The sequence below is a fragment of the Streptococcus sp. NLN64 genome (genome assembly GCF_015831295.1).
GTDB lineage: Bacteria > Bacillota > Bacilli > Lactobacillales > Streptococcaceae > Streptococcus.
Genome location: NZ_JADXDQ010000042.1, coordinates 1 through 15,686 on the forward strand (window position 1 = coordinate 1; position 15,686 = coordinate 15,686).

At 39.4% G+C, this 15,686-nt stretch carries 13 protein-coding genes; 3 read left to right on the plus strand and 10 right to left on the minus strand.

Annotated elements, in window-relative coordinates; genetic code table 11:
* Positions 1-608 precede the first annotated feature (608 nt).
* From I2503_RS06875 to I2503_RS06885, 3 genes are all read left to right on the plus strand, one after another.
* A complete protein-coding gene (locus tag I2503_RS06875) occupies positions 609-1,772 on the plus strand; it encodes a site-specific integrase (protein WP_196967461.1) in 1,164 nt (387 codons plus the stop codon).
* 134 nt (positions 1,773-1,906) lie between these two features.
* Positions 1,907-2,653: a tRNA1(Val) (adenine(37)-N6)-methyltransferase gene (locus tag I2503_RS06880; protein ID WP_196967462.1), complete on the plus strand. Its 747-nt coding sequence runs from the start codon at positions 1,907-1,909 to the stop codon at positions 2,651-2,653.
* Positions 2,640-2,912 carry a GIY-YIG nuclease family protein gene (locus tag I2503_RS06885; protein WP_196090912.1) on the plus strand — a complete coding sequence of 91 codons (273 nt, stop codon included), beginning with the start codon at positions 2,640-2,642 and terminating at the stop codon, positions 2,910-2,912. Before I2503_RS06880 ends, I2503_RS06885 begins: the two co-directional genes overlap by 14 nt.
* Positions 2,913-3,252: 340 nt before the next feature.
* On the opposite strand, the gene I2503_RS06890 is transcribed toward I2503_RS06885, so the two are convergent.
* The 10 genes from I2503_RS06890 to I2503_RS06935 form a co-directional block, all read right to left on the minus strand.
* Positions 3,253-5,043, minus strand: coding sequence for a glycoside hydrolase family 3 N-terminal domain-containing protein (locus I2503_RS06890; RefSeq protein WP_196967463.1), 1,791 nt, complete (start codon positions 5,041-5,043; stop codon positions 3,253-3,255).
* 13 nt (positions 5,044-5,056) lie between these two features.
* Entirely contained in the window at positions 5,057-5,854 is a 798-nt protein-coding gene (locus I2503_RS06895) for an HAD hydrolase-like protein (protein ID WP_196967464.1), read from the minus strand.
* 1 nt (position 5,855) lies between these two features.
* The gene (locus I2503_RS06900; protein ID WP_196967465.1) at positions 5,856-6,695 is read right to left on the minus strand and encodes an SDR family oxidoreductase; all 840 of its coding nucleotides are present in this window, start codon (positions 6,693-6,695) and stop codon (positions 5,856-5,858) included.
* Between the two features lie 3 nt (positions 6,696-6,698).
* Positions 6,699-7,799: a mannonate dehydratase gene (locus tag I2503_RS06905; protein ID WP_196967466.1), complete on the minus strand. Its 1,101-nt coding sequence runs from the start codon at positions 7,797-7,799 to the stop codon at positions 6,699-6,701.
* An 11-nt stretch (positions 7,800-7,810) separates the two neighbouring features.
* Positions 7,811-9,211, minus strand: coding sequence for a glucuronate isomerase (gene uxaC / locus I2503_RS06910; protein ID WP_196967467.1), 1,401 nt, complete (start codon positions 9,209-9,211; stop codon positions 7,811-7,813).
* Position 9,212: 1 nt separating this feature from the next.
* Positions 9,213-9,833, minus strand: coding sequence for a bifunctional 4-hydroxy-2-oxoglutarate aldolase/2-dehydro-3-deoxy-phosphogluconate aldolase (eda, locus tag I2503_RS06915; RefSeq protein ID WP_196967468.1), 621 nt, complete (start codon positions 9,831-9,833; stop codon positions 9,213-9,215).
* Between the two features lie 150 nt (positions 9,834-9,983).
* Positions 9,984-10,694: an FCD domain-containing protein gene (locus tag I2503_RS06920; protein ID WP_196967469.1), complete on the minus strand. Its 711-nt coding sequence runs from the start codon at positions 10,692-10,694 to the stop codon at positions 9,984-9,986.
* Between the two features lie 42 nt (positions 10,695-10,736).
* Positions 10,737-12,536, minus strand: coding sequence for a beta-glucuronidase (uidA, locus tag I2503_RS06925; RefSeq protein WP_196967470.1), 1,800 nt, complete (start codon positions 12,534-12,536; stop codon positions 10,737-10,739).
* A 13-nt stretch (positions 12,537-12,549) separates the two neighbouring features.
* The gene (locus I2503_RS06930; protein WP_196967471.1) at positions 12,550-13,578 is read right to left on the minus strand and encodes a sugar kinase; all 1,029 of its coding nucleotides are present in this window, start codon (positions 13,576-13,578) and stop codon (positions 12,550-12,552) included.
* A 61-nt stretch (positions 13,579-13,639) separates the two neighbouring features.
* Complete coding sequence (locus I2503_RS06935) at positions 13,640-15,193, minus strand: MFS transporter (RefSeq protein ID WP_196967472.1); 1,554 nt, start codon at positions 15,191-15,193, stop codon at positions 13,640-13,642.
* Between the last annotated feature and the right edge of the window lie 493 nt (positions 15,194-15,686).

A 15,686-nucleotide genomic window follows, 5' to 3' on the forward strand; every position in this document is an offset into this window, starting at 1 on the left:
ACCTGTTAGCAAGGTCACAAAACCATTATAACATAGTTCAACCGTGGCGCGTGATACTATGCTATTGTGGTCACGCTTTAAAAAGTGGGATATGTAGGGATATGGTAAACCAAAATAATACTATTCTATGATTTTAGCTTGTTAGGGGTGTATATGGCGGTCTGTGACTAGCTAAAAATTTGACAATGATCCAACGCTTGGGATATAATTTAGGTGTATACAAATGGTGAGAAAATTTGTACCATCCAAAAAGCCCCCAGCGTTCCAGCGCTGAGGGTTTTTCTTTTGCCCTAGGGCTATTTCTTGCGGTTGTTTAGCCAATATTCAAACAAGACTGTAAGAATACCAACGAGCAACGGAACAAGAAACATGGTGAGAAAAGCTTGTGCCATCCATTTCACCCCCTTTCTAAGCCAAGAGGGCTACTCAATTATATCAAAATTTCATCCGCTGGATTCGCTTATCTCTGCCCTCCTACGGCCTTCCAACTCCTTCCCTTACAATCTATCCCCCAACACGCTAGGTGGCCAAATAGGCACGTCCCCGCTTAAAATTTCATGATACCTAAGTCCTTTTCAATAACCTTGCCTACTGTAGAAAGGAAAATCATGAAAATCAATCAAATCAAAAAGAAAGACGGATCTACCGTCTACCGTGCGGATGTCTATTTGGGAACTGATTCAGTAACTGGGAAGAAAGTCAAAACCAAGGTCACTGGGAGAACTCAAAAAGAGGTCAAGCATAAGGCAATCGAAGCCGTGGCCAATTTTAAAAACAATGGATCTACACGGGTTCGCTTTGCCAAGGTGGATACTTACGAGGAACTAGCAGGACTTTGGTGGGATAGTTACAAGGATACCGTGAAAGTAAATACTCAACTAAGCACTAAAAACGTCCTTAAACATGTTCTAAGTTTATTCGGGTCGTACAAGTTGGATAAGCTGACTACTCCCTTGATTCAATCCACCATCAACAACTTGGCTAGCAAAACCAATCGAGGGGAAAAAGGTGCTTATCTCCACTATGATAAAATCCACGCGCTCAACAAGAGAATACTTCAATATGGGGTTGTCCTTCAAGTTATCCCATTCAACCCAGCTAGGGAGGTCATTCTCCCCCGTAATCTTCAGAAAGCAAAACGGACTAAGGTCAAACACTTTGAGAAAGAGGAACTAAAAAGATTCCTTGACCACTTGGATAATCTTGACCATAATCGCTACCGCAATTATTATGAAACAGTGCTATATAAGTTCCTACTTGCTACGGGTTGCCGTATCGGGGAGGCCATAGCTTTACACTGGGAAGATATTGACTTGGCGGGTGGTGTTGTATCTATCACGAAAACCATCAATCTAAAAGGTGGCATAAACTCGCCTAAATCCAAGGCCAGCGAGAGGGATATAGATATAGATCCCCAAACGGTTAGCATGCTAAAAGAGTACAAGAAACGCCAAACCTTGGAAGCTTGGCAACTAGGGCGAACTGAAACGGTTGTATTTTCGGACTTCATTCACGAATACCCCAAAAGGGACAACTTGGACTTTCGTCTCCAAACTCATTTCAAAAAAGCCAATGTCCCAAGAATTGGCTTTCACGGATTCCGCCATACCCATGCCAGCTTGCTACTAAACTCTGGGATACCTTACAAGGAACTCCAGCACCGCCTAGGGCATTCCAATATCTCGGTGACCATGGACGTCTATAGTCATCTATCACGAGAAAGCGCAAAAAAAGCCGTCTCATTGTTTGAGAAAGCTATGGGCGATTTATAGAAAAGTCCGCAAAAAGGTGCGCAAATTTATGGAAAAACAAAAGGATAGACCTCAAAAAGCCTATAGATACGGGATTTTTAAGGTGTGATAAAGGGGGGGATCCTTATTTTTGAGCAAAATGCTATAATGGTTCTATGAGTGAAATTGAATTACGTCCGGGGGAACGGCTAGATCAGTTGTTCACGAGCCCGGTAAAAATTATCCAAAATCGAGAAGTTTTTTCTTATTCGATCGACAGTGTCCTTCTGTCTCGTTTCCCAAAACTCCCTAAAAAGGGCAAAATTGTGGACCTCTGTGCTGGAAACGGAGCTGTGGGACTCTTTGCTAGTCAGCATACCAAGGCGGATATTCTTTTAGTGGAAATCCAGGAGCGCCTAGCAGATATGGCCCAACGTTCTGTGACCCTCAATAACTTAGACCAGCAGGTTCAGGTTTGGAATATGGATTTAAAGGAGCTCCCTCAACAGTTACCCCCTAGTCAGGTAGATTTAATCCTTTGTAACCCACCTTATTTCAAAGCTAGTGAAACCTCTAACAAGAACCTTAGCCCCCACTACCTCTTAGCCCGTCATGAAATTACAACCAACCTGGAGGAGATTTGTGCAGTCGCCCAAAAGATTCTCAAATCCAATGGTAGACTGGCTATGGTCCATCGCCCCGATCGCTTACTAGACATTTTAAATACACTGCAGGCTTTTAAATTAGCACCCAAGCGCCTTCAATTTATTTACCCTAAAGAAAACCGCGAGGCCAATATGATCTTAATTGAGGCGATTAAAGATGGCTCAACGGATGGGCTAAAAATCTTCCCTCCTCTCTATATTCATGAGGAAGACGGATCCTATCGTCCGGAGATTCAAGAGATTTATGGACGCCAATAAGGACTGCATCTATGTCGTGCGTTGCCGGGACAACAGCCTCTATACTGGTTACACCAATAATCTAGAACGGCGAATCAAACAACATAACGACGGTAAGGGAGCAAAGTACACACGTGCCAAAGGCCCGGTAACCCTGGTCTATACCCAAACCTACCCTGACAAAAGTCAGGCCCTCAAAGCCGAAGCCCAATTCAAAAAACTCAGCAAAGCTAAAAAAGAAGCCATTATTGAAGAATACCAAAACCGCTTGAATCCTTAGATTCAAGTGGTTTTTTTTGCTTATACTTAACTAATTTCAACATCAGAATACTTGCGGAATTTCAAAAAATGACGAGGAAAGCCGATGATGATCGTTCGAGGTTGAGACTGTAGAGACTTTTGTCCCAACCTTCCTATTTTAGTTAGTGAATTCACTTTGATTATTAAGGATAAGGCGTGAAAACACGCAATCAATAAGTTCATCAAAGAGGCTTGACAAAGCCAGAGTTTAAAATGCAATAAGTATAAAAAATTTGATGCTCCAGATATTCTGGAATAGAAAAGAGTCTCGAAATCAAGCGAGACTCTTACGAAAAAAATTAAAGTGACTCAATGAATTCTTATGGCTTTCTCCAGATCTGGGTATCCAAAAAACCACAATAAGCATCTACTGGAGATACACCTGTAAACGCTGATTCACCTGCTAACTTTTCAACTAGTGCTTCTAGTGTAACAGGAAGACTATCATATGCATTGATATACGTTCCTACTTGAGGCATATCTGCCAATGCAAATGGATGTTGAAGCGAAACCAGAATTGTAGGAATTTCGTGAACATAGAAGGGTTGATCTGGAGTTCCTTTAGCCGCAGGCCAAATAATCCGTTGTGTCGTCCCTCCCGAATTAACATCAACTAAATTAATAATTAAATCATAATGATTTGTGATATCTGCAATTTTACGTTTGGAAGCATAGACATTAGCCATCGCAGCGGGTCTTTGTTCAACAGGTAATTTATTGATACGTTCTTCCGTGTTTTCCCAAATGCTTACCTCATGACCACGCATTTCCAGTAATTCTTTTAAGTAGTCAGATGCACGTTTTTTTCCAGCATTAATCATAGCACCAAACCCACCTTTATAGCCTTCGACATCTACCAGTAAAATTCGCTTATACTGATTTGGCTTTACAGGAAAAATCCCGTCTTCTTTTGCTTTAACAAGGGTGATTGATTTGTCCGCAACTTCTTTAGCTAATTCGTGTGCTTCAGGTAGACCGATACGTTTCAAGGCTTCCTCTTTTGAAGGGAGAATTTCCTGGCGACGACCTTCATAGAGATGGAGTCCCAGTTTAGCTTTTAATCCTAAAGTCCGACGAAGAGCATCGAGAAGACGTTCTTCTGATAAAAGCCCCTCCTCATAACCTTGCTTCATCCATGTCAAATCTTCATCTGGATCATTGAAAAATAAGAAAAGGTCACATCCAGCTTCAATAGCTGTCGGAAGTAGTTCACGTCGTGACATAGAAGAAGTCATGGCTACCATGTGACTAGCATCGGTTACAATAGCCCCATTATACCCCAGCTCACCTCGGAGTAATTCATCAAGTAATGTCTTATTTAGTGAAGCTGGAAGCAACTCATCCACAGAACGGTCTGGATGCATCTCTTGTTCTACACGTGGTAAATGGATATGCCCAGCCATAATTCCAGGAAGGCCCGCTTCCGCCATCTCACGATAGATTCGACCAAAACTATCCATCCACTCAGCTTTTGACATTGGATTAGATGCAAAGGAAAGATGATGGTCTCGCTCATCAATTCCATCTCCAGGGAAATGTTTCGCAAAGGGTAAAATCCCCTCTTCCATAATCCCTTTCATGTACTCTTTTGAAAGTTCTATGACTTGTTCAACATTCGCTCCCCAAGTTCGATTTGCAATAATTGGATTTCTCCAATTGCGACTGAGATCCATGATTGGTGCAAAAGAAACATTACAACCAACTGCTGCTGCTTCAATGCCCGCAACTTTTCCCATTTGATAAGCATATTGGGGATTATTAGCCGCAGCAATTTTAACCTCATCTCCAATTTTGGTTCCATCTGTTACAGCACCATCGCCTCCTGCTTCTGTATTTGCTGCTATCAAAAGAGGAATCTTAGATTTAGTCTGAAGAATATAATTCTGTTCCCAAACCTCGCTCGCAGTCCCTTTGTTGTAGCGAACTGCAGCAATTTTATAGTCATTCAGAACACCAGTTAAATACTCTTCAGTTCGCTCACTTCCCATATTCACAAAGAGTTGCCCGATTTTTTCATCCAAAGTCATGGATTGGATGGTATTCTCAACCCAAGCGATAGCGTCATCATCCAAGTTATAAGGTTTTTTTCGTAAATCAACTTTATGTGCCATCTCATTTTCCTTTCTAGGAATCAAGGTTTTTCCAGAATCTTTGGATTTGTTCTTGTTCCATTTCTGCAGAGTAGCTCCCTCTTGCAAAGGCAGATGCCACCTGTTCCCTAAGTTGCTCCCATGATTCCTCTTCTTTTCCCACCATAATAGGATAAAAAGCTACTTCGTTATTTTTGGCAGCCTCTAGATCACCTACTGAGTCACCAACCATTAGAATTCGATTATTTATTGCTCCTCCACCTATCAAAGATGCAATAATATCCGTTTTCAACCCATGATCCTGGCAAAAAACTTCTGATACATACTGCAGTAACCCCTGTGCTTCCCATTCCTCCATTACAGCTTCTTTATTAGCCGAGGAAACAACGACGATTTCACCAAATTGTCTCATCTGTTCGAAGCATTCCCTCACTCCTGGAAAAGCTAGAATAGGGCCTTCATAGGCTTTAATCGCCTGATTCACCCGTAGTGACCAATCCAAAGCTTTGTTGAGATCTTCCGATGGACGGTTTTGCAATGCTTTTTCTAACGAAGCATTGGAAAGTGAATCTGTCTCTTCCACCCACTTTTTTAAAGCTGAAATATTAGAAATACCGGCATATTCCAATCCTCGGACTAATCCAACAAAACGATTAATCCCTCTACTAATCGAGAAAAGATTAACACGATTCCATTCTCTCAGAAAGTCTTCACGATTATCTACTTCAAATACTTCTGCAGCTAATGGACCAAAAAATAATTGATGTTTGTAAGTCATTGTATCCATGGCACAGCCATCAGAATCAACACAATAAATAACATTCTTTTCCATACTAGACTCCAGAATAGGCTGAAAATCCACCATCAATTGGCAGTACAACACCATTAACAAAACTAGACAAATTTTCATCAGCTAAGAAAAATACTCCGCCAACTAGTTCTTCCGCCTCACCAAAACGTCCCATTGGCGTATTATTCAAAATTTTATGAGCACGAGCTGTTGGCTGACCTTCGTTATCAAATAACAAAGTACGGTTTTGATTTGTTACCAAGAATCCTGGTGCAATGGCATTGCAACGAATCCCCACTTTTGAAAAATGAACTGCAAGCCATTGCGTAAAATTACTGATAGCAGCCTTAGCGCCAGAATAAGCCGGAATCTTCGTTAAAGGGGTGAAAGCATTCATACTGGAAATATTGATAATATTAGCTCCGGGGCGGCCTATCATATCCTTGGCAAAAACTTGTGTTGGTAAAAGTGTTCCCAAATAATTAAGATTGAAGACAAAACTAATTCCAGCTTCGTCTAAGTCAAAGAAACTTTTAGCATCCTCAGGTAAATCAACGTCATGAAATTCATTATCGGTAGTCGCTTTTGGATTATTGCCTCCGGCTCCATTTACTAAAATATCTACTGCTCCAAAATCAGCCAGAATAGCTTTACGTACTTGTTCTAAATTTGCCTTATCTAAAACATTTGATTCATAAGCCTTGGCATGACCACCCGCTTCCAAAATTTGATCTACATAACTTTGAGCAGCTTCTTGATTCAAGTCTAATAGAGCAACCTTGGCTCCTGCTTTAGCAAATTCAGTAGCCAAGTACCCACAAAGGACTCCTCCTGCTCCCGTAACCACGACTACTTTATCTTTGAAATCAATTACTTTTACCATAAGCTACTCCTCCTTATTCCCAACAGTTTTTACTACAATTCCAAAATCAGGTATTTTACCAGCCGCCCTCATATTCGCTTCATAAAGACCATTAAAATAGGTGGCACCGAGAGCTCGATCGTATAGACCATAGCCTGGTGTCTTAGTCTGGTCCCCCCAGATTCGACGACCATGATCTGGTCGAAGCGCTCCCTGCCAGTCATGGTCTACTAGTAATTTAATAACTGCATTCATATCGATATCCCCAGCTTGTGATAAATGTGCAGTCTCTTGGAATCCCCAATTGCCAGCTGTGACATTTCTCGTGTGCATAAAATGAATACGATTCCGTTGAAGGGCATACTCCATCATCGCAAGTACATCATTAGATGGATCAGAAGCATAAGAACCTACGCACATAGTCATTCCATTGTATTCAGAATCATATAGGCCTAGGAAACGTTCCACTGCTTTTTGTCCTGTGATAATTCTTGGTAATCCGAAGATTCCATATGGTGGGTCATCTGGATGAATAGCCATTTTCACACCTGCCTTTTCAGCTGTCGGCAAGATAGCCTTAATAAAATAGTCTAAATTAGCCCATAAATCTTCTTCTGAAATATTTTGTCTGTAATTCTCAATGATGGCCTTCATCTCATCCTTAGAATAAGAGGAATCCCAGCCTGGTAAATTTAAATCATCTGCAACTGGATCAACTCCCTCTAAATCTGATTTTAAAAATGCTAAAGAAGTCGTTCCATCAGGTAGGGGATGATACAAATCTGAGCGCGTCCAATCAAAGACAGGCATGAAATTATAACAGACAACAGGGATACCAGCCTGTCCTACATTTCGAATAGAAGTTTTGTAGTTCTCTATTAATTCATCACGATTGCTTTTTCCCTGCTTAATATCTTCATGAACAGGAATAGACTCAATAACGGAAATTTCAAGACCAGCTGCTTCGACTTTTTCCTTTAATTTTAGAATTTTTTCCAGTGGCCAAGGCTGTCCTACAGGCACATCATATACCGCTGTGACAATCCCTTGCATACCAGGAATTGCTTTAATTTCTTCTAACGATACTGGATCCTTTTCTCCATACCAACGAAAAGACATTTTCATAGTGTCACTCCTTATTTTCTAAAAAACGCCTGAGCATTGTTAAAGGCAATCGCTTTAACTAGCTGTTCTAAACGTGGATAATCTTCTGGTACCTCGCCTTCTTCAACCCAACGCCCTATATAGGAAGCAAGAATCCTTCTGAAATAGTCGTGGCGCTGATAGGATAAGAAACTACGTGAATCTGTCAACATTCCTACAAAGTGTGCTAGAATCCCCTGTTCAGCATAGGCATCCATCTGTTGAATCATCCCTTGGCGTGTATCATTAAACCACCAACCAGCTCCAAGCTGTAATTGTGCAGCCTGCCCCTTTTCATTTGCTTGGAAATTCGCCAAGGTGTTCGCCAACACGTGATTATAATTCGGATTCAAATTGTACCAAATCATCTTAGGTAAAGCCTCTTCTTGTACTAGGTCATCCAAAATACGATTTAGTTGAAAAGCCAAATTTATTTGATCTCCCATAGAATCGACTCCTACGTCTGCCCCAAGTTTTTGCGCTAAGTAAGAATGATTATTACGTAAGGCTCCAAAATGTACCTGCGTAATAAAATCATATTGTTTATAAAAACGACACAAATCCCTAAACAATGCTGTTTGCCAAGCTTCGATTGCCTCTTGGCTCAGCTCATTCCCTTCACGGGCAGCAGCTAAAATCTGATTCAAATCAGCCGTATCCACAGGTCGGTAAACAATCTTTAAAAAACTAATATCACTAGCTCGACATCCTTGTTTGGCAAAGAAAGCGATACGTTCTCCCATCGCACTAATGAAATCCGTATAGGAATGGATCATTTTTCCAGACATTTCTTCTAACCGAGCTGTAAACTTCGCAAATTCCTGATGCTCCACAAATGCTTGATCTGGACGAAACGTAGGTGCAACAATAGTATCGAAACTTGTATCTTCAGAAAGCTTTTGATGCCATTCCAGTGAGTCTAAAGGACCATCTGTAGTCCCAATAAATTCAACATTTGATTCTGCGATGAGCTTACGAGGGCTAATAGACTTCTCTTGGATAATTGAATTTAATCGATCATACATCTCTACCGCGTTATCTTTAGTTAGAAGCTCATTAATCCCAAAGACATTTCGCAATTCCAAATGACTCCAATGGTAAAGAGGATTTCCATAGGCTACCTCTAAAGTACTGGCCCAGGCTATAAATTTGTCAAGATTTGATGCCTCACCAGTAATATAATATTCTGAAACGCCGTTAGCACGCATTAGACGCCATTTGTAATGGTCTCCTCCCAACCATAAATCTACAATATCGTCATACACCCTATCCTCAAAAATTTCTCGAGGATCCAAGTGACAATGAAAATCATATATTGGTAATTTCTTAATAGATTGATAAAGTTGAATAGCGGAACTATTTTTTAACATAAAGTTTTCATCAAAGAAAGACATTTTAAATACCTCCTGCCGCTACAAAATCTGCTGCAATTTCTCGTATACTATCAAAACCATCCTGGTCTAGTCGTTTTACTAGAGCTGAACCAATTCCGATAGCACAGGCTCCCGCTTGTCGCCATTGAGCTACATTATCTATAGAAACCCCACCAGAGGGCATGATATTTACATCAGGAATTGGTCCATGAATATCTTTAATAAACCCTGAACCTAAGACACCTCCTGGAAAAAGTTTGATAATTGGGCATCCTGCTCGATCTGCTCGAACAACCTCTGTAACTGTTCCACAACCCGGGAAATAATAGATTCCTTCTTCTTGTGCTATAACTTGAATATCTGGATCGAAATGCGGACTCACAAGAAATGCAGCTCCCGCTTCAATAGCTTGATAAGCCAAATCTGTACTCATTACAGTACCAGCTCCAACAACAACTTGTAAATCATCTGAGAACTCCTGAACTAAATCAGCAATTACTTGATTTGCATTTGGCGTTGAATAAGTAATCTCTATATTACGAATACCTCCTAAAATCGATTGCCTCGCAATTTCCTTGGCTTCATCCTCATCTTTTCCGCGTATAACTGCAAAATAATAATTTTGTTTTATCAATTCAATCATGAGCTCCTCCTAATTGGTAACGCATTCATCTACCATTAGTATATAAATCATCAGATGAATTGTCAAGGGATTTAATGCTTTTTAGTGCAAAAAAAATACACCCAGTAAAATAAATACTAGGTGTATTTGTATCAAATCCGAATCACATAATTATTTTTCAATTCCTTGAATTGCTTCATTTTTCTCATTCCAATCACTAAAAACAGTCTGACGTACTGATACTATATGAGCCATCATACTATCGTAAGCTCCAATTGGATGCCTATTTTGGATGGACCTGAGAATAGAACGGTGAGCCAAAATACTATCCTCTTTCATCTGACGACTTGTGTAATTCTCATTAATCAAATGAATGGATTGATTGATTACTGGCATCAAAGTTGTCATAGCAATGTTTCCACACATCTCGGCTAACATACAGTGAAATTCTACATCTAGCTCCAAATGTCGGTTATCATCAGCCTCAATTGCCTCTTCAATTTCAATAACGATGTTCTCTAATCGTTTAATATCCTCATCGGTGGCGAATTGCGCAACTCTCTCAGCAATCCTGGGCTCCAATAAATAACGAAGCTCAAAAAGATCTGTTGTCAGCTTCATACGGTCACGAACAAGTGAAAATCCCAAAGGATCTTCTACCACTCCTTTTTTAGAACTTATATAAGTTCCCGATCCTTGTCTTACTTCTAATATATTTCGACCAGCTAGACTTCTCACCGCTTCTCTAACGGTGGAACGTCCAACTTCTAAATCTTTAGCAAGTTCATACTCATTTGGTAGCCTATCCCCCACCTGATAATCTCTCGCACGAATCAACTCTAATAATTTATCTGTAGTTTGTTCTACTAATGGCTTGGCCATAGATCCCTCCTGCTATATTTTATCCTACAGATTGATTATAGACTATTTTTTCTTATAGTTGTAGTGGGGAATACTTGACCAACGTCTTTGTACCTCTTTTACAATTTGCTTTGGTTGACGATTTCTAGAGAACAATCCTTTATGATTTCCTTGAATACGGAATAAAGCAACATTCGTTTCAAAATCAGCAAAATTCCAAACTTGTTCTCCTACCACATTTGGAATAGCATCAAAAACCCGATGATTCATTTCATAATAAGCAGCCTGAAACTCCTCAGTATAAGGAATATCCCACATGGAATGTAGTCCTGGTAAAGTATCTGCACCATACTCTGTGATTAAAATTGGCTTTTTAGGATAGAGGTTTTGCCATTGCTCCAACTCTCTACGAAGTCCTTTTTCTCCATTGCTTAAATCACCATGCGCAACATACCAACCATAATAACGATTAAGAGAGACAACATCCACTAGATCCATGACTTCGTCTTTATCCGGCGTGGCTGTCATAATATTGACCAAAGTCACTGGCCGATGTGCAGGATCTGCCTCTTTCATTCTTTTAATTAAAGGAGCAAAATAATCACGTGCTCCTAAATCATGTGAGGCTGGCTCATTGGCAACAACCCACATAACAACCGACGGATGATTTTTATCCCGTGCAATCAATTCATCAATCACTTGCTCATGGGCATCTTTTGTTTGCATGACTTCCCAAGTATTTTGCGGCTCTTCTTTTTCAGCCATTAAATCAAGGGCTGCACTAAACGATTGAAAAAGTCCAACAGCTGGAACTTCATCAATCACAACAACACCCATTCGATCTGCCAATCGCATCATTTCTTCTGAATAAGGATAGTGAGAAGTACGAAAAGAATTAGCACCAAGGACTTTTAGTAAATTTAAATCCATCAAATTAGCTGCTTCATTTAAACCTCGACCGTTTATGAAAGTATCTTCATGTTTACCAAATCCTTTAAAATAGAATGGTTTGTTGTTAATCAAAAATTGTCCATTGGAAATATCAATCTTACGGACCCCGAAGGACTCTGTATAAGTATCAATTACCTGACCATTTTCAATTAATTCCACCTTAACAGCATAGAGGTAAGCATCCAAAACCTCCCACAAACGTGGATTTTCAACCACAATCTTATCTTCATTGAAAACACCGATCACTTGTCCTTCTTGGTCTAACAAAATAATGTTCAGCTGTTTTGTAGTTCCTTTCACCTGAACTTCCACCCGAATTTCCGCTTGACTTAAATCTTCCGACAAGTCTGTAACAACAGTGATATCCCTAATTCTATTTTTAGGAACCTTGTATAAATAAACAGACCGATGAATACCTGCATAATTGAAAAAATCAAAATTTTCCTTAACCTTCTTATGCACCTCTCCGTTTTCATCAGTTTCCTCAAAATAATTTCCTACAGGCAGGGTTGTGTAGTCCAACACATTATTAGCAACCACTGTTAAACGTGCTGTTTCTTGATGATAGTATTGTTCTGGTATTACTACTTCAAATGGAGTGAAACCACCTTTGTGTTCTCCAACCAACTCTCCTTCAATGTACACTTTGGCTGTATGGGTTACCGATCCAAATCGAATCAAAAGTTCTTCGCATTCTGCTACTTGCGGGAAATAGATCTGACACTCATACCAATTATCACCAATAAAATCTCGTTGTTTCTGATTCACCACAATGTCATTAAAGGAAGATGGCACTGCCATAACCTCATCAGACTCCATCGGTAAACTCACGTTATTCTCACCTTGTTTAAATTTCCATATACCGTTTAAACTGGTCAGTCCACGATATCTATTTCCAATTGGATACAACATATTACTCTCCTCACTATCGTTTTATTTCAAACGAATCTTCTCTAAGTATTGCTTGAAGCTCTTGCGAACTAAATTGGGATAAGTCGCCCTCAATAGTATGTTTCCAAACAAAACTAGCCATTCCGATTTCTAATATCTCTGTCGGAATTCTATTTTCAAGGCATCCATGTAAAATACCCGCAGTGAAAGCATCCCCACTACCTACACGATCTAAAACTTGAATTTGTTTTTTAGGACTTTCATAGAGCTGACCTTCTTCATAAAGAAAACCTCTAAGGCAATAAGCATTGTTATAGGTCTGTTCTCGTTCAGTAAAAGCAATACTTCTAAGACCATAGACTTGGGAAATTTCATTCAGAACTTGGAGTAATAGTTTTTTATCTTTGTAAGGCCGTTTAAATCCCAAAAGATCTTTCAAGTCTCCCCCACTGTCACTCCCTAAATGAATAGGCTCCAAACCAAAACAAACATCTGCCAATTCTACAAAATCCGCTAACAAGTCCCGTGCTTCCTGAAAAGAATTCCACAAATGCTCCCGATAATTCAGATCAAGCGATATTGGAATATGGAGGGCCTTAGCTTGCCTCATCAAGTGTAGGGTTAATTCAGCAACCTGAGAACTGAGAGCAATCGTAATCCCACTAACATGAAACCAATCTACTTGATCAAAAACGGTATCTAAGTTAAAGTCAAGCTTATTCAACTGACTAAAAACACTAGTTTCTCGATCATAAATGATTCGACTGGGGCGTATAGAATAACCTTTTTGATAATAGTAGAGTCCCATACGGCCAGGCTTTCGTACTAGATAATTCTGACCAATCCGTTGAGAGAGTAATGACTGTTCTGCCATATGGCCTAATTCATTTTCTGGTAAGCCTGTCAGTAACTCCACTTCATGGCCTAATTGACGCAACACCGTAAGTACGTTTAATTCCGAACCGCCAAACTGAATATCGAACATCCCAGTCTGTTGTAGAGTTTGATAATGAGGCGGTGAAAGGCGCATCAGTACCTCCCCTATCGATAAGACTTTCTTCATAGATCCCCCTTTCTAATAGAAAAGCTCAGCATTGCTAAGCTTTTCCGAATCCAAAAAGTCATTACTTTTCATCGTATTGATCGACTTTATATTGCTTGACATCTACATAGTCCATATCTGTTAGTGGTACATTTTTGGCAATCGCTATAACTCGTTCTTCATCCTTTGCAGCTTTCATCACATGAATTTTCTCTTGAATTCGAGCCATTTCTTCTTGATCAAGGTTATAAAATTTCATGAGGAAAAGTGAGAGGCTAAGTGTTACCACAGGAATGACAATCATTAAAATAATTGTTGCCATTTTCAAGTCTGTAGAATAAGCTGTTTCCACAGTTGGATATTCTTTTCCAAATCCGATACCAGCTAATACAAATCCAATCACCATCGGCGCAAAAGAAGATGCGATTGAATCTGTTAGTGAGAAAATGGTTCCAATCATCCCTGACAAATAACGACCAGAGACAGATGTCTCGTAGTCAGTAATATCAGCTCCCATTGTAAGTACCAAGCCTGATGGAGCGCTAGAAGCATAACGACCAAGAGTATAGGTTATAAAAAATCCTATTGTAAACAAGTTCAACGATGTCAAACTCAACATTCCAGGTTCAGCTCTAAAGAGGAAATAGGCTAAGCCTACAAGACCAAGTATTCCTACCTGAAGAGCGGTTACATAAGCAAATCGTAGCCCTTTTCGCCGCGCAATTTGTGCAGCACCCAAGTTCACCAAAATACCAGGGAGAATCAATAATAGTGACATCTGACCAGATAAGGCATAATCACCAAAAAGAATACCATAAAGCATCACCACTAATACTGAATCTCCAAATAATTGACTCACAAATTTAACAAACGCTGCGGAAATCGACAAAACTTTAAGAGGCTGGTTTCCCTTGATAACTTTCCAGTAATCTTTAAGACTAGTTTCTTGGGTCTTATCTCCCAATCCAAAGTATTTCTTATTATCTTTTTCCCAAATACCAATAATAGCTAAGATTGCCAAGATAGCAGAAATAATAATGACCCCAAGAAAAAGTTCTGTAAAGAAGCTAGCCGTAAAACCACCGTGTCTTGGAACCATACTTCCAGAAATAAAAATTTGACTTCCTGTGAAAAGCAGTGTTGTTGCAATTCCATCAATCATATTAAAGATAGGACGCTGCTTAGGATCATTGGTCAATGCGACTTGTCCAGCTTTTGTAATGGTTTGTTGCAGTGAATAACCAATCTTATGAATAATCAGAATCACTAAAAATAAAGGCATTCTAATTCCTTCATCTAAGTTCTGTAAACCCAACATCAAAACCAAGGAAATTGCTGTAATTACATTTCCTAAAACTAGAATTGGACGATATTTCCCAAACTTGGTATCTGTTTTATCAATTAAAACTCCAATAGTCGGATCAATAAAACCATCGAAAATCCGTACATAACCCATTAATTGACTGACAAAGAGAGCTGTGAGCCCTAATACGCCCGTTGATAGATAAGTGACAAAAGTAAAAGCCATCAAATAAATATTGGTAGAGGCGTTATTTAATGAGAACAATAGAATTTGCCAGAACTTGGCTCTATTGTAGGTCACGTCCTCAATCCGCTTATCGACTCTTTTTTCCATAGTCATAAACCTCCTAAGACAATTTGTGATATTCGAAAACGCTTTCCTTACTATTATCCTATTATTCATCAGATGATTTGTCAACAATTTATACGTAATTTACGAAAAAAAAGTTAAATATTGAAAAAAACAGCTATAATTCATCTGATAATTACGAGAGGTTTATCAGGCTTCTACTCTTTTTATAACTTTTACTTAACTAATTTCAAAATCAGAATAATCGCGGAATTTGAAAAAAATGACGAGGACAACTGATGATGGCCGTTCAACAACCTGTTGAATATTATCCATTAAGCGTGCAAGGCACGCAATCAGTAGGTTCATCAAAGAGGCTTGACAACGTCAGGTATTGAACTGTTTCGAGTATATAGTCTTTTATTTGAAAATAACACAGTAAAAAAGCGCAAAAAAACACTATCTGTGTTATACTTAAGGTTAACATATTTAAAAATGTCTTAAGGATGTTGCCGCATCCCTAATGCTTTTACTGCTT